The organism is Nocardia sp. NPDC056100 (assembly GCF_042266325.1).
Taxonomy (GTDB): domain Bacteria; phylum Actinomycetota; class Actinomycetes; order Mycobacteriales; family Mycobacteriaceae; genus Nocardia.
In genome coordinates this window covers 193314-213418 of the sequence record NZ_JBHJVY010000006.1, presented here as the reverse complement: position 1 = coordinate 213418, position 20105 = coordinate 193314, and the positions used below count along the sequence as shown (strand labels likewise).

General features: G+C 66.7%; 20 protein-coding genes. 14 read left to right on the top strand and 6 right to left on the bottom strand.

Features of this window, described 5'->3' with window-relative positions; translation table 11 throughout:
• The first annotated feature begins 12 nt into the window (after positions 1 to 12).
• Positions 13 to 2250, top strand: a complete 2238-nt coding sequence (locus tag ACFC0O_RS40095) for a DUF4153 domain-containing protein (protein WP_375967414.1) — start codon at positions 13 to 15, stop codon at positions 2248 to 2250.
• Between the two features lie 6 nt (positions 2251 to 2256).
• Here ACFC0O_RS40095 and ACFC0O_RS40090 read toward each other — a convergent pair whose 3' ends face one another.
• Positions 2257 to 2607, bottom strand: coding sequence for an iron chaperone (locus ACFC0O_RS40090; RefSeq protein WP_375967412.1), 351 nt, complete (start codon positions 2605 to 2607; stop codon positions 2257 to 2259).
• Positions 2608 to 2701: 94 nt separating this feature from the next.
• Here ACFC0O_RS40090 and ACFC0O_RS40085 point away from each other — a divergent pair, with 94 nt between their 5' ends.
• From ACFC0O_RS40085 to ACFC0O_RS40055, 7 genes are all read left to right on the top strand, one after another.
• Entirely contained in the window at positions 2702 to 3259 is a 558-nt protein-coding gene (locus ACFC0O_RS40085; protein ID WP_375967410.1) for a sugar O-acetyltransferase, read from the top strand.
• Between the two features lie 136 nt (positions 3260 to 3395).
• On the top strand, positions 3396 to 5345 hold the full coding sequence (locus ACFC0O_RS40080) for a CocE/NonD family hydrolase (protein WP_375967409.1): 1950 nt from the start codon (positions 3396 to 3398) through the stop codon (positions 5343 to 5345).
• A gap of 76 nt (positions 5346 to 5421) precedes the next feature.
• Positions 5422 to 6873 (top strand): amidase, encoded by a 1452-nt coding sequence (locus ACFC0O_RS40075; protein WP_375967407.1) that lies wholly within the window; start codon positions 5422 to 5424, stop codon positions 6871 to 6873.
• A 111-nt stretch (positions 6874 to 6984) separates the two neighbouring features.
• Positions 6985 to 7776: a helix-turn-helix domain-containing protein gene (locus ACFC0O_RS40070; RefSeq protein WP_375967406.1), complete on the top strand. Its 792-nt coding sequence runs from the start codon at positions 6985 to 6987 to the stop codon at positions 7774 to 7776.
• A gap of 38 nt (positions 7777 to 7814) precedes the next feature.
• Positions 7815 to 8756: a fructosamine kinase family protein gene (locus ACFC0O_RS40065; RefSeq protein WP_375967405.1), complete on the top strand. Its 942-nt coding sequence runs from the start codon at positions 7815 to 7817 to the stop codon at positions 8754 to 8756.
• A gap of 225 nt (positions 8757 to 8981) precedes the next feature.
• The gene (locus tag ACFC0O_RS40060; protein ID WP_375967403.1) at positions 8982 to 9368 is read left to right on the top strand and encodes a VOC family protein; all 387 of its coding nucleotides are present in this window, start codon (positions 8982 to 8984) and stop codon (positions 9366 to 9368) included.
• A 190-nt stretch (positions 9369 to 9558) separates the two neighbouring features.
• On the top strand, positions 9559 to 10050 hold the full coding sequence (locus ACFC0O_RS40055) for a peptidylprolyl isomerase (RefSeq protein WP_375967401.1): 492 nt from the start codon (positions 9559 to 9561) through the stop codon (positions 10048 to 10050).
• An 84-nt stretch (positions 10051 to 10134) separates the two neighbouring features.
• Here ACFC0O_RS40055 and ACFC0O_RS40050 read toward each other — a convergent pair whose 3' ends face one another.
• Genes ACFC0O_RS40050 through ACFC0O_RS40040 form a run of 3 tightly spaced genes read right to left on the bottom strand, consistent with a single transcriptional unit; the run spans position 10135 to position 11708 of the window.
• Positions 10135 to 10629: a phosphoribosyltransferase gene (locus ACFC0O_RS40050; protein WP_375967400.1), complete on the bottom strand. Its 495-nt coding sequence runs from the start codon at positions 10627 to 10629 to the stop codon at positions 10135 to 10137.
• A 52-nt stretch (positions 10630 to 10681) separates the two neighbouring features.
• Positions 10682 to 11392 (bottom strand): metal-dependent hydrolase, encoded by a 711-nt coding sequence (locus ACFC0O_RS40045; RefSeq protein WP_375967399.1) that lies wholly within the window; start codon positions 11390 to 11392, stop codon positions 10682 to 10684.
• Positions 11393 to 11450: 58 nt separating this feature from the next.
• Entirely contained in the window at positions 11451 to 11708 is a 258-nt protein-coding gene (locus ACFC0O_RS40040; protein ID WP_375967398.1) for a hypothetical protein, read from the bottom strand.
• Positions 11709 to 11863: 155 nt separating this feature from the next.
• Between ACFC0O_RS40040 and ACFC0O_RS40035 the strand changes: the two genes are divergently transcribed.
• Together ACFC0O_RS40035 and ACFC0O_RS40030 are read left to right on the top strand one after the other, a co-directional pair.
• Complete coding sequence (locus ACFC0O_RS40035; protein ID WP_375967396.1) at positions 11864 to 12610, top strand: hypothetical protein; 747 nt, start codon at positions 11864 to 11866, stop codon at positions 12608 to 12610.
• A 1-nt stretch (position 12611) separates the two neighbouring features.
• Entirely contained in the window at positions 12612 to 13142 is a 531-nt protein-coding gene (locus tag ACFC0O_RS40030) for a hypothetical protein (protein WP_375967394.1), read from the top strand.
• Between the two features lie 46 nt (positions 13143 to 13188).
• On the opposite strand, the gene ACFC0O_RS40025 is transcribed toward ACFC0O_RS40030, so the two are convergent.
• Positions 13189 to 14043 (bottom strand): alpha/beta fold hydrolase, encoded by an 855-nt coding sequence (locus ACFC0O_RS40025; protein ID WP_375967393.1) that lies wholly within the window; start codon positions 14041 to 14043, stop codon positions 13189 to 13191.
• Positions 14044 to 14101: 58 nt separating this feature from the next.
• Here ACFC0O_RS40025 and ACFC0O_RS40020 point away from each other — a divergent pair, with 58 nt between their 5' ends.
• Positions 14102 to 14974, top strand: a complete 873-nt coding sequence (locus tag ACFC0O_RS40020; protein ID WP_375967392.1) for an endonuclease/exonuclease/phosphatase family protein — start codon at positions 14102 to 14104, stop codon at positions 14972 to 14974.
• Positions 14975 to 15108: 134 nt separating this feature from the next.
• Positions 15109 to 16623: a hypothetical protein gene (locus ACFC0O_RS40015; protein WP_375967390.1), complete on the top strand. Its 1515-nt coding sequence runs from the start codon at positions 15109 to 15111 to the stop codon at positions 16621 to 16623.
• 398 nt (positions 16624 to 17021) lie between these two features.
• Here ACFC0O_RS40015 and ACFC0O_RS40010 read toward each other — a convergent pair whose 3' ends face one another.
• Entirely contained in the window at positions 17022 to 18041 is a 1020-nt protein-coding gene (locus ACFC0O_RS40010; protein WP_375967389.1) for an SDR family NAD(P)-dependent oxidoreductase, read from the bottom strand.
• 131 nt (positions 18042 to 18172) lie between these two features.
• Between ACFC0O_RS40010 and ACFC0O_RS40005 the strand changes: the two genes are divergently transcribed.
• Positions 18173 to 19438, top strand: coding sequence for a histidine kinase (locus ACFC0O_RS40005; protein WP_375967387.1), 1266 nt, complete (start codon positions 18173 to 18175; stop codon positions 19436 to 19438).
• On the top strand, positions 19435 to 20094 hold the full coding sequence (locus tag ACFC0O_RS40000) for a response regulator (protein WP_375967385.1): 660 nt from the start codon (positions 19435 to 19437) through the stop codon (positions 20092 to 20094). Before ACFC0O_RS40005 ends, ACFC0O_RS40000 begins: the two co-directional genes overlap by 4 nt.
• The last annotated feature ends 11 nt before the right edge of the window (positions 20095 to 20105 follow it).

Here is a 20105-nt window from a genome sequence, read left to right as displayed (position 1 = left end):
AGCATCGGCGACATGAGTGAACCGGCAGACACCGATCCGGCCACCCCGGACTCCGGTGCCGAGGCAGCCGCAGGAGCGGTTCCCGGGGCCGTACCCACCGAGGGCGATCGGGAGGGCGCGGACGGTGGAACGGATGCGCGGCCTGCCAATGCTGGTGCACCGCCGGTGAACTCGAACTGGGCCCGGCCCGAACCGTCCGCCGTGCCGACCTCGAATCCCGTGCCCACCGCGCCGGATCCGGTCGCGCCCGTCTCCGATTTCGTGTCCGCAGGCTCGAACGGGCTTGCGCAAGGGGACGCGGCCGCGTGGGGTCGGCCGTCGCACAATGCGGGCCCGGGTGCCGTTTCTACGGCGGATCCGGGGACCTATTGGGATGCGGCGGCCGCCGCGCCGGGATGGCGGATTCCCGTGGCGGGTGAGATGGGTGCTGCTCCGGCCGGAGCGCCGTGGGGTATGTCGGGTACCGAGGCGCTGCTGTATCCGCGACGTGTTCCGCCGGTGCAGCGGCCGCCCAGGTCCGCGGTGATTCCGATGCCGCGCGGGACGTTCACCGCCATTGCGGGTGCGGGCGTGGCCGCGGCGGTGTGTGTGCCGCTGGATCGGCCCGGGATCGGATGGCTGTTCGCGGTGCTCGCATCCGGTGGTGCCGTGTATGCGGTGGATCGCCGGGCACGGCGAGACGCGGCCGCGGATGAGGCGAGTCCCGAGGCGCGAGAGTCGGTGCCGAATACGGCATCGGAGGCGCGCGCCGCGGTACCGGATTCGAGTGTCGATGCGGCGGGTGCGTCCGGCGGTGCCGCGAACACTGCTGCGCCGCAAGAGAATTCCGGAGACGCCAGCTCCGGAGTGCCGCGTGAGAGTGTCGGAGATGCTGCGAACCGGGGAGTGTCGCAGGAGAATCCCGCCGTCTCGCACGGAGACTCGCCGCAGCCCGCCGGGATATGGAGCCGGATGCCCGTGATCGGCGGATGGCCGGCGGATCGGGTACTGCGGTCGGCTCGCATGTGGTGGGTGCTGCTCGCGGTACTGCTGGTGGCGGTCGGGACGTTCCGGGCGGCGAACTGGTTGTTCGTGCTGTGCCTGCTGGGCGCGGCGATGGCGGCATCGCTCGCGGTGGTGGGGCGGCGCACGGCCTACGGGACGATCTTCGATGTGCTGGCTGTCCCGTACGGGGCATTGACCGCACTGCCGTGGCTGTATCGATGGGCGGGGCGGCGAGAGTCCGCACGGCGCGCGGGGAGTCGCCGTGCGGGCTGGTCGGTACTGGTCACGCTCGGACTGCTGGTGGTGTTCGTGCCATTGCTGGCGGGAGCGGACGCGGTCTTCGCGCGATTGGTGTCGGGTCTGATCCCTTCGCTCGATCCGGCCGATGTGTGGTCGTGGGGGTTCCTGTTCGTGCTCGCGGGGCTGGGCGTGGCGGGTGCGCTCTACCTGCTGGCGGGACCGCCGCCCGCCGCGCGGGGCGATTCGGTGGCCGGTGAGGTGCTCGATGATCTGCTCTCCGGTCCCGATACCGTTGGCGCGCAAGGTGTCCGACGCTTCTCCAAAGCCGAATGGGGTCTGCCGCTCGGCGCGCTGACGGTACTGTTCGCGGTGTTCGTCGGCACCCAGTTGGCTGTGCTGTTCGGCGGGGACGGCTATGTGCAGCGCACCGCCGATCTCACCTACGCCGAATACGCGCGCAACGGCTTCTGGCAATTGTCGATCGTCAGCCTGCTCACCCTCGGGGTGATCGCGATCGTGCAGCGCACCGCCGCACAGCGCACCCCGAGCGACCGGTTGTGGCTGCGCGTGGCGGTGGCCGCGGTGAGCGTACTGACCATGGTGATCGTGGCCTCGGCGCTGCATCGCATGTGGACCTATCAGCAGGCGTACGGCTTCACCGTGCTGCGCGTGCTGGTGGAGGTGTTCGAACTCTGGATCGCGCTGATCTACATCCTGGTGCTGGCGAGCCTGGTGCGGCTGTCGCGGGAGTGGGTGCCGCGCGCGGCGATCGGCGCGGCCGCACTCACCCTGCTGGCGCTGGCGGTGGTGAATCCGGAAGGCTTCATCGCCGACCGCAATATCGACCGCTGGGAGTCCTCGCATCGGCTCGACAGCGAATATCTGAGCGGCCTGTCACCCGACGCGCTGCCCGCGGTGGACCGCCTGCCCGCCGCGCAGCGCGACAAGATCGCCGACATGATCCGCTCGGGCATCGAGCGCGACTCCTGGCGCAGCTGGAACCTGTCCCGCGCGCGGGGGCGCTGACCCGGTTCAGTGACCGCCGCGCTCGGCATTCAGCAGCGCGGCGGTCCGCCCGATCAACTCATACGGAATCGGCTTGTCCAGCAAGAACTTCAGCGTGCCCCGGCCGGTCTGATACGGCTCGATCGCGCGCGCGTAGGCGGCATCCCCGACCGGCACCGGGTACACGCTGATGTGCTTCTTCCACCCGGCGAAGAACACCACGACCTTCGAGTCCACCCGCATGGCCGGAATCTGATAGCTGATCACCTCGGTGCCTTCGGGCAGCGCCTCCCGTATCGTCGCCCGCACCCGTTCGAGCACCTCCCGCGTCTCGGCCGGGAATCCCGCGATGTATTCGTCGACATTCGAAGCGACCACGCCGCACCTCCGCCAGTGCACTCGGACACAGCTTCCGTCGTGTCCGACCGTACCGCGCGGTCCCCGGACGATGACTGCGGTAGGGATGGATGTCGTGGGTGAACACAAAGACCGCATGCTGCGCGGTGAGCTCTACCGCGATAACGATCCCGAACTGATCGCCGAGCGCCGCCACTGCCAAGAACTACTAGACACCTTCAACGCCACGGCGGCGGGGGAGGACCGGCAGCGCTACACCCTGCTGACCGAACTGCTCGGGTCCATAGGCGAAGGCTCCTGGATCATGCCGCGCTTCCAATGCGATTACGGGCATCTGATCCGCCTGGGCTCCAACAGCTTCCTCAACTACGACGCCATCATCCTCGATTGCGCCCCCGTCACCATCGGCGATGACGTCTCCATCGGCCCGCGCGCCCAACTGCTGACCGCCCTGCACCCCATGGAGGATCACGAACTGCGCCGCCAACGCTGGGAAACCGCCGCCCCCATCACCATTGGTGACAATGTCTGGATGGGCGGCGGAGTGATCGTCTGCCCTGGTGTCACCATCGGCGCGAACACGGTGGTGGGCGCGGGCAGCGTGGTGACCCGCGACCTGCCCGAGAAGGTCTTCGCGGCGGGCAATCCGGCCCGGGTGATTCGCGCGCTGTAGTCGCGTTTGGCGGAATGCACAAGTGGCGGGCCGTGTTTCGGAGTGTTCGGCCCAGTGACAGCACCACCGTTCGGGCGCTACTGTCTGAGACAACGTGCTCGCGTGATGGCGGGCCGCATCGGCAAAGGAGCCGACCATGGCGCATCCCCGGAATCTGTCGTCCGCGCTGCCCGCGAGCGGTGCGCCCTTGCCACCGAACGCGCGCTTCAAGCTCGGACCCGCCATCTACCCGCGCATCCAGGTGGATCGCGGGGTGGGAATCCGCTTGAGCGACGGCACGATTCTGTCCGCCGACATCACCCGTCCCGCGGATCGGCACGGGGAAGCGGTCACCACCGCCCTGCCCGCGGTCATCACGCTGAGCCCGTACAACAAAACCCTGATGACCCGGGCCAACCCGCTCATCAACGCCGTCTCCGCGCTCGGCCCGCTCATCTACCGTGCCGTCCCACCCTCCGCACACGGCCGTGCGGGCGGTCGGGAAATGCTGCGCGCCCTCGGCGGGGGAGCCCTGGAAGCCGTGCGCGCCAATCGAACCCTCATCTCCCGCGGCTACGTCCACGTCGCGGTCGACGTGCGCGGCACCGGAACCTCCACCGGCCGACTGCAACTCATGTCCGAACGCGAACAACAGGACCACCTCGAAGTCCTGGACTGGGTGCGCCGCCAACCCTGGTGCGACGGCGACCTCGCCATGACCGGCATCTCCTACCTCGCCATCACCGCCCTGCAAACCGCCGGACACCGCCCCGAAGGGCTCAAAGCCGTATTCGCACTGGTCGGTTCGGAAGACCCCACCCGCGACATCATGCTCACCGGCGGCACCCAATCCACCTTCAACCTGGCCTGGATCGCCGCGGTCAACGGTATGAAATGGCTGCCCTCGGTGCCCGGACTCGTGAAAACCGGTGCCACCGGCCGATTCCTGCGCGACCGGCTCGCCAGCCCCTTCACCCGGGGCTCCGATATCGCCGGAGCCCTGCTCTCGGACAGGCACCATCAGCACTTCTACGATGCCGACGCCGACGGCCGCCGCCCCAACCTGGAGAACTTCGCCGCCGCCACCTGGATCCACGCGGGCTGGCATGACGTCTTCGTCCGCTCCGCGCCCGCGCTCTATCAGCGCCTCCAATTACCGCCCGGCGCGGCCCAACTCGTGGTCGAGGACAGCTATCACGTCGGCCCCGGCACCGGATTCGGCTCCGCCGACCACCCGCAACGTCTCGACGAACTGCAATGCGCCTTCTTCGACCGCTGGGTCAAAGGCGTCGACAACGGTATAGACGACTACGGACCCGTCACCGTCCGCCAGCTCGGCGGGGGCTGGATCAGCCGTGATGCCTTCCCGCACCCGCGGGCCACCGTGCACCGTCGCTACCTGTCCGCCGAATCCAGCGGTACGGCCCCGCACGCCGCCGTGGACGGCTCGCTGCGCGCCGAACCCGATCGGCTCCCGGGGCGAATCCCATTGCCCCGCAAGCGCCCCGGCATCGCCTCGCAAACCAGCAGCTGGATCCTGATGGGCCTGCCCACCCTGCTCGGCGATCACTGGGCCGTCGACGACCGCGGCCACGAAGCCGCCGCCGTCACCTTCACCGGTGAGGCATTCGACACCGATCACGTGCTCTCGGGACCGTTGAACCTGCACCTGCGCGTTATGGCGAGCGGCACCGATGCCTTCTGGGCTGTCACCGTCTGCGATGTCGCCCCCGACGGCACCTCGGCCGTCATCGCGCGCGGTGCCCTGCGCTCCACCCGCCGCGCCATCGACGACACCGCCAGCGACTACCGCAACGGTGAACTCCTGCACCCCGCGCATCCCCTCACCGCCGAGGCCATCCTGCCGGTGAAACCCGGTGTGCCACATGACCTCGACATCGATATCACCCCCACCGAAGCTCTGCTGCGCACCGGCCATCGCCTGCGCATCGCGATAGCCCGCACCAGCTGGCCCCGCTATTTCCTCACCCCCGCGGTCACCCGGCACATCAAGAAGCAGACCATCGTCCTGGACCCCCGCCACCCCGGCCTGCTCACCTATCTGGCCGCCCCCGCCGAAACACTGCCCGTCGAAGACTCCGCATAACCGATTTCGGGCCGTGGAAGCCGTTGCGCAAATTGATATTTCGTGGCTGAAAACGACCCTCGGTAGCGTCGCTGACATGGAACGCAGCTATCTCTCGGCCGAAGAACTCGCCACCGCTTTGCGCGGCGGCGAGGTGACCTCCCTCGAACTCACCGAAGAAGCCATCGCCCGAATCGAGCTCGACGACAAAGCGATCAACGCCATCTGCGTCCCCGACTTCGACCGCGCCCGCTCCGCCGCACAGCGCGCCGACCAAGCCCGAGCGCGCGGCGAAGACGGCCCACTGCTCGGCATCCCCGTCACGGTCAAAGAGTCCTACAACATCGCCGGACTGCCCACCACCTGGGGCATGCCCGAGCATCGCGACTTCGTGCCCGCCGCAGACGCCGAACAGGTCGCCCGCATCACCGCCGCGGGCGCGGTCATCCTCGGAAAAACCAATGTGCCGTACATGCTCCAGGACATCCAGACCTTCAACGACATCTACGGCGTCACCAACAATCCGTGGGATCACGCCCGCACCTCGGGCGGCTCCTCCGGCGGTTCGGCCGCCGCGCTCGCCGCCGGATTCGGCGCACTGTCCCTCGGCTCCGATATCGCCGGCTCCCTGCGCACCCCCGCCCACTTCTGCGGCGTCTACGCGCACAAACCCACCCTCGGCCTCGCCTCCACCCGTGGCATGGTCCCACCGCACGCACCCGCCCTGCCCAGCCCACACGACCTCGCCGTCGTCGGACCCATGGCACGCACCGCCCGCGACCTCACCCTGCTCCTGGACATCATGGCCGGACCCGACCCGCAAACCCTCGGCATCGCATACCGATTGGCGCTGCCACCCGCACGCCACGACCGCCTCGCCGACTACCGGGTCCTCATCATCGAAGACCATCCGCTCATCCCGACCGGATCAGCCGTGCGCACCGCCCTCAACGACCTCGCCGAAACCCTCACCCGCAACGGAGCCCGTGTAGACCGGCACAGCCCACTCCTGCCCGACCTCACCGAAGCCGCGATCCTCTACGTCGAACTGCTCACCTCCTTCGCCGCCGCGGGCTTCCCCCTCGAACGCTACGAACAGATCCGCGCCCAAGCCGCCCAACTCGATCCGACCAACCGGGGATACGACACCGCCTGGCTACGCGGCCCCGCCTTCACCCACCGCGACTGGATCCGAGCCGACAACCTCCGCGAACAACACCGGCGGCAATGGCGGCAACTCTTCACCGAATACGACATCGTGCTCTGCCCGATCACCCCCACCCCCGCCTTCCCACACGACCACGAACACAGCCTGGGGGAGCGCCTCATCGACATCGACGGCACAATGCACCCGTTCCACAACCAACTCGCCTGGGCAGGCGTGGCCACCATGCCCGGCCTGCCCGCCACCGCCATACCGGCGGGCCGCTCACCCGAGGGCCTGCCGGTGGGAGTGCAACTCATCGGCCCCATGTACGAAGACCGCACACCACTGCGCCTCGCCGAACTCCTCGAACGGGAAATCGGCGGCTTCCAGCCCCCACGGTAGGAACTGCCGAAACCGCTGTCACGGCACCTCGCGCACCCCGGCGTCGGTCAGTCCGCAACCATTACCTGACGGGTAATGGTTGTGCCGCCGCCCGATTCGTACGATCGAGACATGCGTACACAAACTGCCGGGGACCTGCTGCGGCACTGGCGGGTCACCCGGCGGCTCAGCCAACTCGAATTGGCGGGCCGGGCCGAAACCTCCACCCGGCACCTGAGCTTCATCGAAACCGGCCGCGCCACTCCCAGCCGGCAGATGATCCTGCACCTGTCCGATGAACTGGAAATCCCACTGCGCGAACGCAATCGAATGCTGCTCGCCGCCGGATACGCACCCGTCTACCACGAACCCGAACTGGACGCACCCGCCATGGCACCCGTACGCGACGCCATCCGCCAGATCCTCACCGGCCACGAACCGCACCCCGCCCTCGCCGTCGACGCCAGCTGGAACATGGTCGACGCCAACGCCGGCATCGCACTCTTCCTCGAAGGCGTCGACCCGCGCCTGCTCGCACCACCGGTCAACGCGCTCCGCCTGAGCCTGCATCCCGACGGCCTCGCACCCCGCATCACCAACCTCGCCGAATGGCGCGGCCACCTCTTCGAACGCCTGCAACGCCAGATCGACGTCAGCGGCGCACCCGAACTCATCGCACTCCTGGCCGAACTGCGCGGCTACCCCGGCGGCGAGGAAGCCCCCGGACTTCCCGAACCCGATCAGGCCGTGGTACCCATGCGCTTCCGCTACGACGGACACGACCTCGCCTTCATCAGCGTCACCACCGTCTTCGGCACCCCCATGAATGTGACCGTCGCCGAACTCGCCATCGAAGCCTTCTTCCCCGCCGACGCCGCCACCGCCGCCCTGCTGCGCGCACGGATCGCCATCCCCGCCGACTAACCCTCCCAACCGCGGCGCATCGGTCAGAATCGAATTCCATGGACGTGACCGCGCACCTGACCCAGCTGACGGGTGCCCCGGTCGCGCACCTGGAACCCGTGGGCCGCAGCCACGATTGGACCCTGTACCGAGCCGATCTGGCAGACGGGCGCGAGGTATTCGTCAAGGCCATGCGAGAGCCCCGTGACTCGCACGGAGACGCGGAGTCAGCGGCTCGGGCCCGAGCGTCGGACTTGCCCCGCGATATCGCGTCCGTAGCGCACGACGGAGATTCGACGCCGAGCCCGCTCACCGCGGAGGCATCAAGCCTGCGCTGGCTCGCCGACGGCGATGCGAATCTCGTACCCCCGGTCCTCGCCGCAGACGACCGAATGCTCGTATTGCCCTGGCTGGCAGCCGAATCCGCCTCCGCACCCGTCGCCGAGAAATTCGGCCACGATCTCGCGGAGCTGCACGCGGAGTCCCCGCCCGCCTACGGCGCACCCTGGCCCGGCTACATCGCCACGCTCCCACTGGATAACTCACCGAGCACGGGGGAGTGGGGGAGCTGGTACGCCGAGCACCGTCTCGCCCCGTATCTGCCTGCGGCCCAACGGTATCTGGGCCGAGCCGGAATCCGCTCGATCGAGCAGGTCATGCGCCGCATAGCCGACCTGGCCGGTCCACCGGAACCGCCCAGTCGCATTCACGGCGACCTGTGGTCGGGCAATCTGCTCTGGACCGCAGATCGCGCCCTGCTCATCGACCCTGCCGCGCACGGCGGTCATCGCGAGACCGATCTGGCCATGCTCGCCCTCTTCGGAGCCCCCTACCTCGACCGCATCCTGGCGGCCTACCACGAACGCACACCCTTGGCTTCCGGCTGGCGCCAACGCATTCCACTGCATCAGCTGCACCCGCTCCTGGTGCACGTGGTGCTCTACGGCGACTCCTACCGGGGGATGGCCTTGGCGGCCGCGGCCGCTGCGCTGGCGCAATAACGGCTGATAGCGCGGTCTTCAAGACTCGAATCCTGGCCTCGCACAGTCACTTTGTTCAAATAGTTCATACAAACATGGAGATATGCGCATCTACGCATGTGAATCCTCAGTGTGTCGGGGTCCGGTAGGAGCAAAGAACCATAAGGAAAAAGCTGCCTTCAAAAGGGGAGTTGCCGCCGCGCGGGGTGCGGCGGGTTGTCGGTCGGGTGGGATACGGTCGGGCGTGTGCAGCTGCAGCGGATTCATCATGTCGCGGTGATCGCGTCGGACTATGAGAGGTCGAAGACCTTCTATGTCGATGTGCTCGGGCTGAAGGTGGTGGGGGAGCACTATCGGGCCGAAAGGCGTTCGCACAAGCTGGATCTCGCGCTGCCCGATGGGGGACAGCTGGAATTGTTCACCTTCCCGGACGCCCCGCCGCGGCCCTCTCGGCCCGAGGCGATCGGGCTGCGGCATCTGGCCTTCGTGGTGGCCGATGTGGGGGAGGCGCTGGCGGAGCTGGCCGGCAGGGGAGTGGCGGTCGAAGAGGTGCGGGTGGACGAGTACACGGGGAAGCGGTTCGGCTTCTTCTTCGATCCGGATGATCTGCCGCTGGAGCTGTACGAGGCGTGACCGCGGCATCGCCGGGATGGGTGTGGCGATTAGATAATGGAAATATGCGCATCTACGCACTGGTTTTCGGTTCTCGAAGATCGACGTGAACTCTCGGCCAACGGAACCTCACCTGCGCACCAATCCCGTTGAACCGCAGCAGAGGATGCCGGGCGGTTGACCGGTTCGGCTCTCCCATACGATGGTCGCCATGACCAAAGTGCTCCTGAAGACCTCCGCCGGGGATATCACCCTGGAACTCGACGAGGCCAAGGCGCCGAAGACCGTCGCGAACTTCGTCGACTACGTCAAGGCGGGCCACTACACCGATACGATCTTCCACCGGGTGATCCCGGGCTTCATGGTGCAGGGCGGCGGTTTCACCGCTGATATGCAGCAGAAGCCCGCCCCGAACAAGGTGGAGAACGAGGCGAACAACGGTCTCAAGAACGACAAGTACACGATCGCCATGGCGCGCACCATGGATCCGCATTCGGCCAGCGCGCAGTTCTTCCTCAACTCCAAGAACAACGATTTCCTGAACTACCCGGGCCAGGACGGCTGGGGCTACACCGTTTTCGGCAAGATCGTCGACGGCAATGCCGTTGTCGACGCGATCGAGGGTGTGCGCACCGGTTCCAAGGCCGGTCATCAGGATGTGCCGGTCGAGGCCGTCACCATCCTGTCGGCCGAGCTGGTCTGACACCTTCCCGCTGTACGGAGAACGCCCCGGAATTCGAGAGTCGAATCCGGGGCGTCGTGCTGTGCGGGGTCGGGCGTCGCGGGGTCAGGCGTCGAGGACGCGGACTTCGCGCTGTACCACGGGCGGCTGTACCGACCAGGGGAAGTTGATCCAGCGGTCGGTGTGCTTCCAGACGTATTCGCAGTTCACTTCCGAGCGCGGCTTCTCGTAGATGACCGCGCAGCGGACTTCGGCGACGTGGTCCTGGCAGAAGTCGCGGACGAGTTTGAGCGTCGCGCCGGTATCGGCGACATCGTCCGCGACAAGCACTTTGGCGCCGGTGAGGTCGACGACGCTGGGTACCGGCGGCAGCATGACGGGCAGGTCCAGGCGCTGGTCGACGCCGGTGTAGAACTCGACGTTCATCACGTGCAGGTTCTTGACGTCGAGGGCGTAGCCGAGGGAGCCGGCGACGAAGAGCCCGCCGCGGGCGATGGAGAGGATGAGGTCGGGTTCGAAGCCGTCGTCGGCGATTTCCTGGGCTAGTTCGCGTCCGGCGATGCCGAACAGTTCCCAGTCGAGTTCTTCCCGATCGCTCATCCCTGGCTCCCTCTGCCGTGTGGTGGTCGTTCAGGCGATCATACGAGCGTGCTCAGGGCTGGTGGGTGATGGTGTACCAGAGCAGAGCGAGGGTGCCGAGCGCGAAGATCGGGACCACGACGAGGGTCTCGATCTTGTTGCCGGTGCGGTCGATGAGCGGTAGCCGGGTGCGGATCTTGAGCGGCCAGAGCAGGCGGCAGCCGCGATCGGTGAGGCAGTCGCCGACCAGGTGGGCGAAGGCGCCGAGGCCGACGGAGAAGGGCAGCCAGGCGGGTTTATCGCTGATGAAGTGGTCGATGGCGAATGTGCCTGCGGCGGCGAGGATTATGACGGTGCCCCAGGCTTGGGGTTTGTCGCCGGTGGGCGCGAGGTTGAGGGCGCGCACGGCCAGGGCGAGTAGGAAGAACACCAGGGAGAGCGTGAAATACCTGCCGAGCCAGTGTTCGCCTGCCCAGGTGCCGTAGGTGACGAGGGCGACGAACGCGAAAGAGTGCGTGCCGTGGCGGTGTCCGCCGGAGATCCACGAGATGCCTTTGCAGGCGTAATGCGAAACCGGGCCCAGTACATGGGAAATGGTGCCGGAGGGGTGGTCGGCGTCGGGCAGCAGGGCCGCGCCCGCGGTGAGGAAGGTGCCCATCACCAGGTCGACGGCCCGGATGTTTCCGGATTGCATTGCGGGATAAGTCAATACGGTCAGGGGTAACGCCGCGGCGGCCGCTGACCAAGCGAGCGCACCACTGGTTGCGTGTGAATGTCCTAGCACCTGTAGAGATTAGTTCATGTTGTTGGTCTTGCGTTCATGTGTTGGGCGACAGGACAGTTCACGTGTTGGGCGGCAGGGCTTTGGGGCTGGTGCGGTGTACGGGTGTATTGCTGGTCATGGTGCTGAGGTCGGCGGGTCCGTTCCAGCCGCAGGGTAGGCCGCAGGTGGCGACTATCTGTTCTTCGGTGCTGCCGTCGGAGAATTGCGCGGTGTAGGTGGAGGCGCGCGCGGGATAGCCGCAGAGTGGGCATTTGCCGAAGTAGTTGAGGATTTCCCGTACCTCGGAGGCGATGACGGTACGGCGGGGTTCGGTCATGCTGGCAACACCTTTCGTTGCCCGCCCAGGGTAGCGATTTTCGAATGTGCGTGCAGCGGAGATTGTTTGGCGGTGTGACGGGGGCTGCGGCGGGGGTGCGCGACCGGTGAAATATGGTCGGGTGGATTGCGCTTTCCGCTCAGAGAGGAACGGACATGTCGGTAGCGTCCGCGGTGAAGGATCAGATTCAGCAGATCGGCGGGGGGTTCATGTTCTCCCGGGAGGCGAAGGCCTTCGCCGCGGAGGTGGGTGTGCCGGGGTTCATGCCGACGTATACGCGGGGGCGCGGGGGTGTGCTGGGGGATGTGCCCGCGGATGTGGTGACCGCGGCGTTCGGCTTCTTTCCGGCGGATTCGATTCGGGCAGCGTGGGACTCGACGGCGGGGGTACCGGCTGCGAAGGCCGCGCGGGGGTATCTTCAGGCGGCTCAGGATTTCGGGCGGCGCAAGTTGGCGTCGTTCGAGGGCGCGGATCGGCTGGCGGAGTTGCTGGACAGGGTGGTGTCCGCGGCGGATCCGGCGGGTGTGGTGTTGTTCGCCGGTTGGCGGGCTTTGCCGCAGGCGGAGGATGCGCCGGCGCGGATTCTGCATTTGATCGTGGCGCTGCGTGAGTTGCGTGGTGGGTTGCATTTGATGGCGGTGCGCGCGAGTGGTTTGGCGCCGCGTGATGCGGTGTTGATCGCGGGTTCGCCGTTGAGTTCTGGTCCGGATCAGGCGCGTTTGTACGGCTGGCCGGAGCCGTTCGGTGAAATCACTCCAGAGTTGAAGGGGCGTTGGATGCAGGCCGAGGCTTTGACCGATGAGTTGATCGCTCCGGTGTGGGCGGTACTGGATGAGGGGGAGGCGAGAGAGTTCGTGGCGTTGCTGACCGAGTGTCAGACGACCGTGTTCGGTCAGCGCTGATATGTCGCGGGTCGCGCATCTGCGAGCGTTGATCGAGCATCCGTCGACGGGTGCGGGGGAGCGGGCGGCGGCTCAGCGGATGCTGGATCGCATTCTGTCCAAGTCGAATTCGCATGCGGCGATGGATGGTCGTTCCTATGGTGTCCGGTATGAGCGGGTGGGCAGGCATGCGGATCTGGAGTCGATCGCGGAGATGATTCGCGATGATCTCGCTTTCGTGCGGGTGGTGTTCGATGACGCGCCGCATGTGGGTGGCCCGGGTCCGAATGAGCCCGCGCTGCACGATGTGATCAGGGATGCGCCGCGGGGGATCACCTATTCGGTGGTGAGTTCGCCGGCGGAGAACGCGATTGTGATCACGATCGAGGGTGTGCCCGGGGAGTGGGTGGGCTCGGAGGGTGTGAGTCCGGAGTTGAAGCTGTTGGCCGATGAGTTGGTGGCGTTGTTGAACAGCTACAACCATGACGGTGAGCAGATCGGTAAGCGGTTCTTCGCGCGGGTGCGTACCCCGCACGAGACGCTGGTCTGGTAGTTCGGCCGGGGTGCGGGTCGTGGTGGCCCGCACCGTCCGGTGGTGGTCAGCGTTGCAGGAATTCGAGGCTGGTGCGTTCGAAGGCCTGTTTGGCTTCGATCATGACCCAGTGTCCGCATTTGGGGAAGATGTGCAGTTCGCTGTCGGGGATGAGGCGCAGCGGCATCATGGCCATATCGGGTGGGCATTGCCGGTCGTCTTTGCCCCAGGCGAGCAGGGTGGGGCAGGTGACCTTGTGCAGCATGGCCCAGTAGGGCGGGGTGGGTGCGTTGGCGAGGAATTGTTGTTGTAGCGCAAAGGCTTCGGAGCCGTACATGGCTTTGAGGGCCTGATGTGAGTCGGGGTTGGCGGCGGTTGCCCAGCGTTCGTCGATGATGTCGGCGGTGACCGTCTTGGGGTCGTACACCATGCAGTTGAGCCAGCGGGTGAGTGCGTCGCGGCTGGGGTTGTCGGCGAATTCCTGCAGGAGGCGGGTGCCTTCGCTGGGGTTGGCGCTGAAGACGCCGGTGCCGACACCGCCGATGGAGATGATCTTGTTGATGCGCGCGGGGTGTTTGACGGCGACGTTGACCGCGACGACCCCGCCCATGGAATTGCCGATGAGTGCGGCGTTGTCGATGCCCAGTGCGTCCATGAAGCGGATGACCGAGTCGACGGCCGAGAGCACCGGGTGTGCGCCGGGGACGGGATCGCTGATGCCGAATCCGGGGAATTCCAGGACGTAGCAGTGGAAGTGTTCGGCGAAGACGGCGAGGTTTCCGCGATAATTGCGCCAGCCGGAGACTCCGATACCGGATCCGTGGAGCAGCAGCAGGGGTGGGCCGTCGCCGGCTTCGTGGTAGCGCAGGGTGCCCTGGTCGGTGCTGATCTCGCGGCGGGTGTTCTCGTAGGTGATGTCCACCCCGCCAGAGTAGAACACGTTACAGTTGCTGGAATCCCTTGGGCGAGTGAGGAAATGTATGTCGCAGGGCAAGGCATTGCGGGTCGCGCAGCTCAATATGGGCTCACTGCTGGAACCGCACTGGGATAAACGACGGGTCGAGATCCTGGCCTGGCTCGACCGCCTGAACCCCGATGTGGTGTGCCTGCAAGAGGTCTGGGAGACCGAACCCGGCACCAATACCGCGGGCTGGCTCGCCGATAACGCCGCACCCGGGCGCTGGCACTGGTGCTTCGGCGGATATCCGCTGCCCGAGGAAGCCTGGGCCGATCGCAGCCTGCTGTTCGGCTCGGCGATCCTGAGCCGCTGGCCCATCGACAACCATCGGGTGTTCGCACTGCCCCTGGACGAGAACCCGGCGGATTCGCATCCCTCCTGGCGGATGCAGGCCGAGCTGCTGCACGCGCACACCGCCGGAATCGATGTCTTCAGTACCCATCTGGCCCCGCCGCCATCGCAGGCGTACCACCGGGTGCGGCAGGTGCTGGCCATCGATGACGCCATCAAGGCCACCCGGGATCCGGCCACTCCCATGCCCGCCATTCTGTGCGGTGATTTCAACGCCAAGCCGCAATCGGACGAGATGCGGTATCTGGGAGCCAACGCGGTCATCGAGGGCCGCAGCACCTATTACGTGGACGCGTGGTCCACGCTGCGGCCCACCGAGCCCGGGTACACCCTCGATCCGCTCACCAATCCGCAGGCGCGGTTCCTGAACGTGCCGCCGCAGCGCATCGACTACATCCTGGTGGGTGATCCGTTCCTGCGCCCGGGCGGTGCGGGCCGAATCCTGTACACCGACTTCGCCTTCCATGATTCGCTCACCGGCCCCATCGCGAGCGACCATTACGGGCTCATGGCCGACATCGCGTGGCCGCAGCGGCCGGAGTAGTTCACTCGTCAAGTCCGGCAATATGATTCGTCCGATTGTGCCGGTTTGACGGGTATGGCACAGTTCGAAACCGCCGTAGTAGGGCGGTGCAGGGGCCGCCGGAGCAGAGGGGTGCTTCTGTGTCGGAATATTCGGTGACCGGGGAATCCGGTGAGAAGTACGAGATAGCGCTCGGCGCCATCGGGATCGACGGCGAACTGTTCCGCTGCCGCGACCAGCAGGGCCGCGACCGCATCTACCGGAAATACGCGGAACCGATCACCGATCCGGACAGTATCGGCTTCGCCGAACAGGCCCTGCTGCTGGGCCGGGAGATCGTGCTCGCCGCCGAGGACGAACCCGGCTCCCGGGACTGGGCGGCGACCTCGATCAACTGGCCCATCGATCTGATCATGCGCGACCACGCCCTGGCCGGGGTGATCCGGCCGCTGATCCCGGACGAATTCCTACGCGAGGACGGCACACCCCGCACCCTCGACCAACTGGTGGGGGAGCATCCGGCTGCCGCGTACTTCCGTGTCGGGGTGCTGATCCGGGTCTGCGATATCTTCCTCGTCCTCGAGGAACGCTATCTCGCGCTCCCCGGTATCGCCGAACCGCAACTGGCCTGGAGTCGCACCGAACCCCGCGCCCAGCTGATCGACTGCGACGGACTGCGGCCCGCCCTCGGGGATGAGAAGTTCGCGGGCAGGCTCGCACTGGCCAATATCATCCGCTGCGGATTGTTCCTGGCCCCCGGCATTCCCGAGGATCTCGACCTGCGTCTGCGCATGCTGTTCGATCGCGCCGACACCGCCGCGCCCGAACACAAACCCACGCCGGAGGAGTGGCTGATCGCGTTGAAGGCGGCCTTCCTGACCTCCGACGGTGGCGCGTACCGCATGGAAATGCTCGATGTGGTGGATCGGCCCGCCCCGACCCTGAAACCCTTGCCGGTGGGCGCTTTTCCGCGTCCACAGCGCAGTCCGGGCGGCCGGATCGCAGGCATCCTGCTGGCGGTGGCCGGACTGCTCGCGGTCATCGGGTTGATCGCGGTCCGGTCGGGGGAGCCCGAAACGACCGAGGCGGCCGCACCCGCCGCGGCACCCGTGGTGACGACCACCCCGGTGTTCGATCCGGCGTCCCTGGATGCCGCGGGCACCGATAAGACCCCGTTCACCGAGGACGGGTTGCTGCCCAAACGCTTCCGGGACGCCAAGAATGTGGAATACACGCGGCGGGCCGGGGGAGTACGGGACTGTGTCACCAAAGGCATGTCGCAGAACGTGAAGCAGATCCTCACCAAGTACCAGTGCACCAAGCAAGTCGCGGGGTCCTATATCGATCAGTCGAATCGAATCCTGGTCTCGATCAACGTGTTCGCGTTCGCGACCGCCGCGGATGCGACCGCGCTGTACACCACCATGAAGGGGCAACCGCAGGATTGGACTATCTGGTGCCCGAACGAGGGGCCGGGTTCGGCGCTGTGCGACAGTGACGCCGGATCGGCGGTGCGCACCAACTGGGGTTCACTGTCGCATCGCTACATTTTCAAGTCCACGGCCCTGTACATCAACCTGGCGACCGATATCTCGGTCAAGCAGTGGCTGGACCCGGCGGCCGAGGCCGCGGTGAAACAGGCTGGGCCGGACAACTATTGGCGTCGGTGAGGTCTGGAGGGGAGCCACCCCATAATCCGTAACTTGACATAATATTGATTATCGGTGGTTTTACGGCGGCGGGTGACGGGCTTAATGATCTTGTGCGACAGGCATTTTGACTGCTTTTGCTCCTGCCGGGCAGATCTTCCGGCCCCGCCCCGTGGGTTGCCGTCGGCGCGCGGTTGTCGCCGTGGACGGCGTAAACTGCGGCCGTAATTTTATTTCCGGCCAATCCGTGATTCGCCGGAGAATTTCCTGTTTGCACCGAAATGGTCAATCGGGGTGCGTTCGGCGATCTCCGGTGAATACGTCACTGTGACGGTTCTTCCCGATTCCACTCCCCTCGGGATCCGTTCCCGCACAGTACAATACGTCACAGTGACGTATTGAGGTGGGGTGGCTGGACCCTACGCGTGTGCGGTTTTACCGCCGTCGATGACCAATTGCGCCCCCGTGAGGTACGGGTGCTCATCCGAGGCCAGGGTCAACGCGAACGCGGCGATCTCCGCCGGGGTGCCGAGCCTGCCCAACCCCGGAATATTGGATTTGGCCCACTGTTTCATGAACACCTGCCACGCGTCATCCGGTATCGCCTCCATACCCGCCGCACGCCGTACCAGCTCGGTATCGGTGGTACCGGGAATCAATGTATTGATACGAATATTGTCCGCCGCGTAATCCAGGGCCGCCGCCTGCACCAGCCCGGCCAGACCGCGCTTGCTGGCCGTGTACGCACCGCGGGCGGCATCGGTGGCGATGGCATTGCTCGACGAGGTCACCACGATGGTGCCGCCGCCCGCCCGAATCAGATGCGGCACCTGATATTTGATGGCCAGGAAGGTGCCGCGCAGATTGGTGTGCAGGACCTGATCGAACTCGTCGGCGGAGTATTCGTGCAGTTTCTTCTGAATGGTGACCCCGGCATTGTTGAACGCCACATTCAACCCGCCGTACTTGCGGACCGTGGCGTCGACGAAGTCACGCACCTGGGCTTCGTCCCGGACATCGGCGCGGAAATAGGTGGCTTCCCCACCGGCGGAGCGGATTTCACGCTCCACCGCGCGCCCGCGATCCTCCCGGCGACCGCAGAACATCACCCGTGCGCCCTCGGCGGCGAACAGGTGCGCGGCGGCCGCGCCGATCCCGGAGGTCGCACCGGTGATGAGCACCGTCTTACCGGTGAATCGCTGACGTGCGGCCGGAGTGTATTGCGGTGCATTCGAATTCGCGCCGAGTGCGATACCACCGGCGAGTCCGGCCGCACCGCCCGCGAGCAGTCCGGAGGCCAGGCCGCCGAGCATGCGGCGACGACTCGGGCCGGGGCGTGTGGCCGAGTCCGATGCCTGTGCGGATGCCGTTGTCTCGGAGGCGTTGTCGTCGTCCTGGCCGAAGGTGGGGTTCGTGTCGGGGCCGGTCTCACGTGTCATGGCATTGAGCTTGTCGAATGCGGGGCGCGCGCGAATCCGTCCGCGAGCCCGTCCGTCGGCCACGAGGATGAGTCGTCTCCTCCGATCGGAGGAATCGGGTTCGGCGTGATTCGCGCACAATGATCGCTGTGATGGATCAAGCACGGGCGCACGGTCTCGACTCATGGCTCGATCCGCGCGCCATACCGGTGCGTGCCGTGGTGCTGTTGATTCCCGCGCTGGGCTGTCTGCTGTTCCTGTCCACCGCGCCGAATGGAATCGATTGGGCCATCGCGTTACTCGCGGTCGGTGTCACCGCCGTAGGTGTGCGCCGGCCACTGGCCACGGCATTGGTGACCTCCGCGCTGTTGCTGGCCGGGTTCGAATTCGGTTCCACCGGCCCGCTGGTCGCCAAGGTGGGTGCGGGGATCGCGTTGACCGAATTGGCGGCGCGCCGCGATGGGTGGCAGCCCTACCTCGGGGCCGTCGTGCTGGCGGCGGTGTACCTGCTGCATCCCAGTGGCGAGTTCGCGGCCAATGGGTATCGCGCGGTGGTGATGGCGGGGGCACCGCTGCTGCTGGGTGGAGTGCTGCGCGCGGCACACCGATCCGCGGTCGAGGCGCGCCGGGTCGCGGTGGAAGTGGCGCGGCGGCGTGATAGTGAGGTCGCGGCCGCACGCGCGCTCGAACGCACCGCCATCGCGCGCGAACTGCACGATCTGATCGCCCATCACGTGTCCTCGACGGTGTTGCGGGTGGGTGTGGCGCGGCACGCGCTGCCCGACGCACCCGCTCCGGTGTTGCAGGTGCTGGACGAGATCCATGCCAGTGGCCGCGAAACCCTGGCCGATCTGCGCCGCCTGGTGTCGATCCTGCGGGATCCGGATATGACGGGTGAGGCGTTCCTCTCCCCCGCCGATCTGCCGGTCACCGTGCGCGCGGTCGCCGAACGCGCCCGCGCACTCGGGATCACCGTGGACTGTGCGATCGATGAGCGTGCCGGTGAGATCGACGCGGTGTCCGCGCTGACGCTGTTGCGCCTGACCCAGGAGGGGATCGCCAATATCGCCGCGCACGCGGGCACCGATGTCACCGCGGATCTGCGCATCGACGCGGACGAGGACGAAGTGGTGTTCGTGTTGCGCGACAACGGTTCCCGGCGGCCGCACGGTTCCGGACGAGGGAGCGGGCATACCCGGCATCCGGCGAGTTCGGGCGCACCGGCGCTGCCGTCGCACGGTTCGGGAATGATCGTCGCCGCCGATGCGCTGCCCGGTGAGACGGACGGCCGGGGATTGGGGTTGGTGGGATTGCGCGAACGCGTGGAGTTACTCGGTGGGGAGTTCGAGGCCGCGCCCGCGCATCCGGGGTGGCGGCTCAGTGCGCGCCTGCCCCTGGGAGCGCGGGTGCCCGCATGAGTGTGCGTGTCCTGATCGTCGATGATCAGCAGTTGGTGCGGGCCGGGTTGCGCATGCTGTGCCATACCGATCCCGCGCTCGAGGTCGTGGGTGAGGCCGCCACCGGGCGCGAGGCCATCCGGTTGGCCGAACAGCTCGCACCCGAGGTGGTGCTGATGGATCTGCGGATGCCCGGGATGGATGGCATTCGAGCCACCGCCGCCATTCTCGCTGCCCGGCCCGCCACCCGGGTGCTGGTGCTGACCACCTTCGACGATGACGACCACCTGTATCCCGCGCTCGCGGCCGGGGCCGCCGGATTCCTGGTCAAGGACGCTTCACCGGCGGAACTGCTGGCGGGCATCCATCGGGCTGCGGCCGGTGAGCAAGCCTTCACCCCTGAGATTTTGCAGCGCGTGGTGGATGCCGCCGTGCGGGCGCGCACCGCACCCGAGTCGCTCGTGTCACCGGCGAACGGGCCGAACCCCCTATCGGGTCTCACGCCGCGCGAAACCGAAGTGCTGGCACTGCTGGCGGACGGATTGGGCAATGCCGAGATCGCGGTGCGCCTGCATGTCGGTGTCACCACCGTCAAAACCCACATCACCAATCTGCTGAGCAAGACCGGGACCGCCAACCGGTTACAGCTCGCGCTGCTGGGTGCGCGGCTGTCGTAGCGGCACGAAAA

Excerpts from the sequence above, each read along its gene's own strand:
- ACFC0O_RS40095 (WP_375967414.1), top strand. The coding sequence starts at position 13 with ATGAGTGAACCGGCAGACACCGATCCGGCCACCCCGGACTCCGGTGCC.
- ACFC0O_RS40080 (WP_375967409.1), top strand. The coding sequence starts at position 3,396 with ATGGCGCATCCCCGGAATCTGTCGTCCGCGCTGCCCGCGAGCGGTGCG.
- ACFC0O_RS40075 (WP_375967407.1), top strand. The coding sequence starts at position 5,422 with ATGGAACGCAGCTATCTCTCGGCCGAAGAACTCGCCACCGCTTTGCGC.
- ACFC0O_RS40070 (WP_375967406.1), top strand. The coding sequence starts at position 6,985 with ATGCGTACACAAACTGCCGGGGACCTGCTGCGGCACTGGCGGGTCACC.
- ACFC0O_RS40065 (WP_375967405.1), top strand. The coding sequence starts at position 7,815 with ATGGACGTGACCGCGCACCTGACCCAGCTGACGGGTGCCCCGGTCGCG.
- ACFC0O_RS40055 (WP_375967401.1), top strand. The coding sequence starts at position 9,559 with ATGACCAAAGTGCTCCTGAAGACCTCCGCCGGGGATATCACCCTGGAA.
- ACFC0O_RS40050 (WP_375967400.1), bottom strand. The coding sequence starts at position 10,629 with ATGAGCGATCGGGAAGAACTCGACTGGGAACTGTTCGGCATCGCCGGA.
- ACFC0O_RS40040 (WP_375967398.1), bottom strand. The coding sequence starts at position 11,708 with ATGACCGAACCCCGCCGTACCGTCATCGCCTCCGAGGTACGGGAAATC.
- ACFC0O_RS40035 (WP_375967396.1), top strand. The coding sequence starts at position 11,864 with ATGTCGGTAGCGTCCGCGGTGAAGGATCAGATTCAGCAGATCGGCGGG.
- ACFC0O_RS40030 (WP_375967394.1), top strand. The coding sequence starts at position 12,612 with ATGTCGCGGGTCGCGCATCTGCGAGCGTTGATCGAGCATCCGTCGACG.
- ACFC0O_RS40020 (WP_375967392.1), top strand. The coding sequence starts at position 14,102 with ATGTCGCAGGGCAAGGCATTGCGGGTCGCGCAGCTCAATATGGGCTCA.
- ACFC0O_RS40010 (WP_375967389.1), bottom strand. The coding sequence starts at position 18,041 with ATGACACGTGAGACCGGCCCCGACACGAACCCCACCTTCGGCCAGGAC.
- ACFC0O_RS40005 (WP_375967387.1), top strand. The coding sequence starts at position 18,173 with ATGGATCAAGCACGGGCGCACGGTCTCGACTCATGGCTCGATCCGCGC.
- ACFC0O_RS40000 (WP_375967385.1), top strand. The coding sequence starts at position 19,435 with ATGAGTGTGCGTGTCCTGATCGTCGATGATCAGCAGTTGGTGCGGGCC.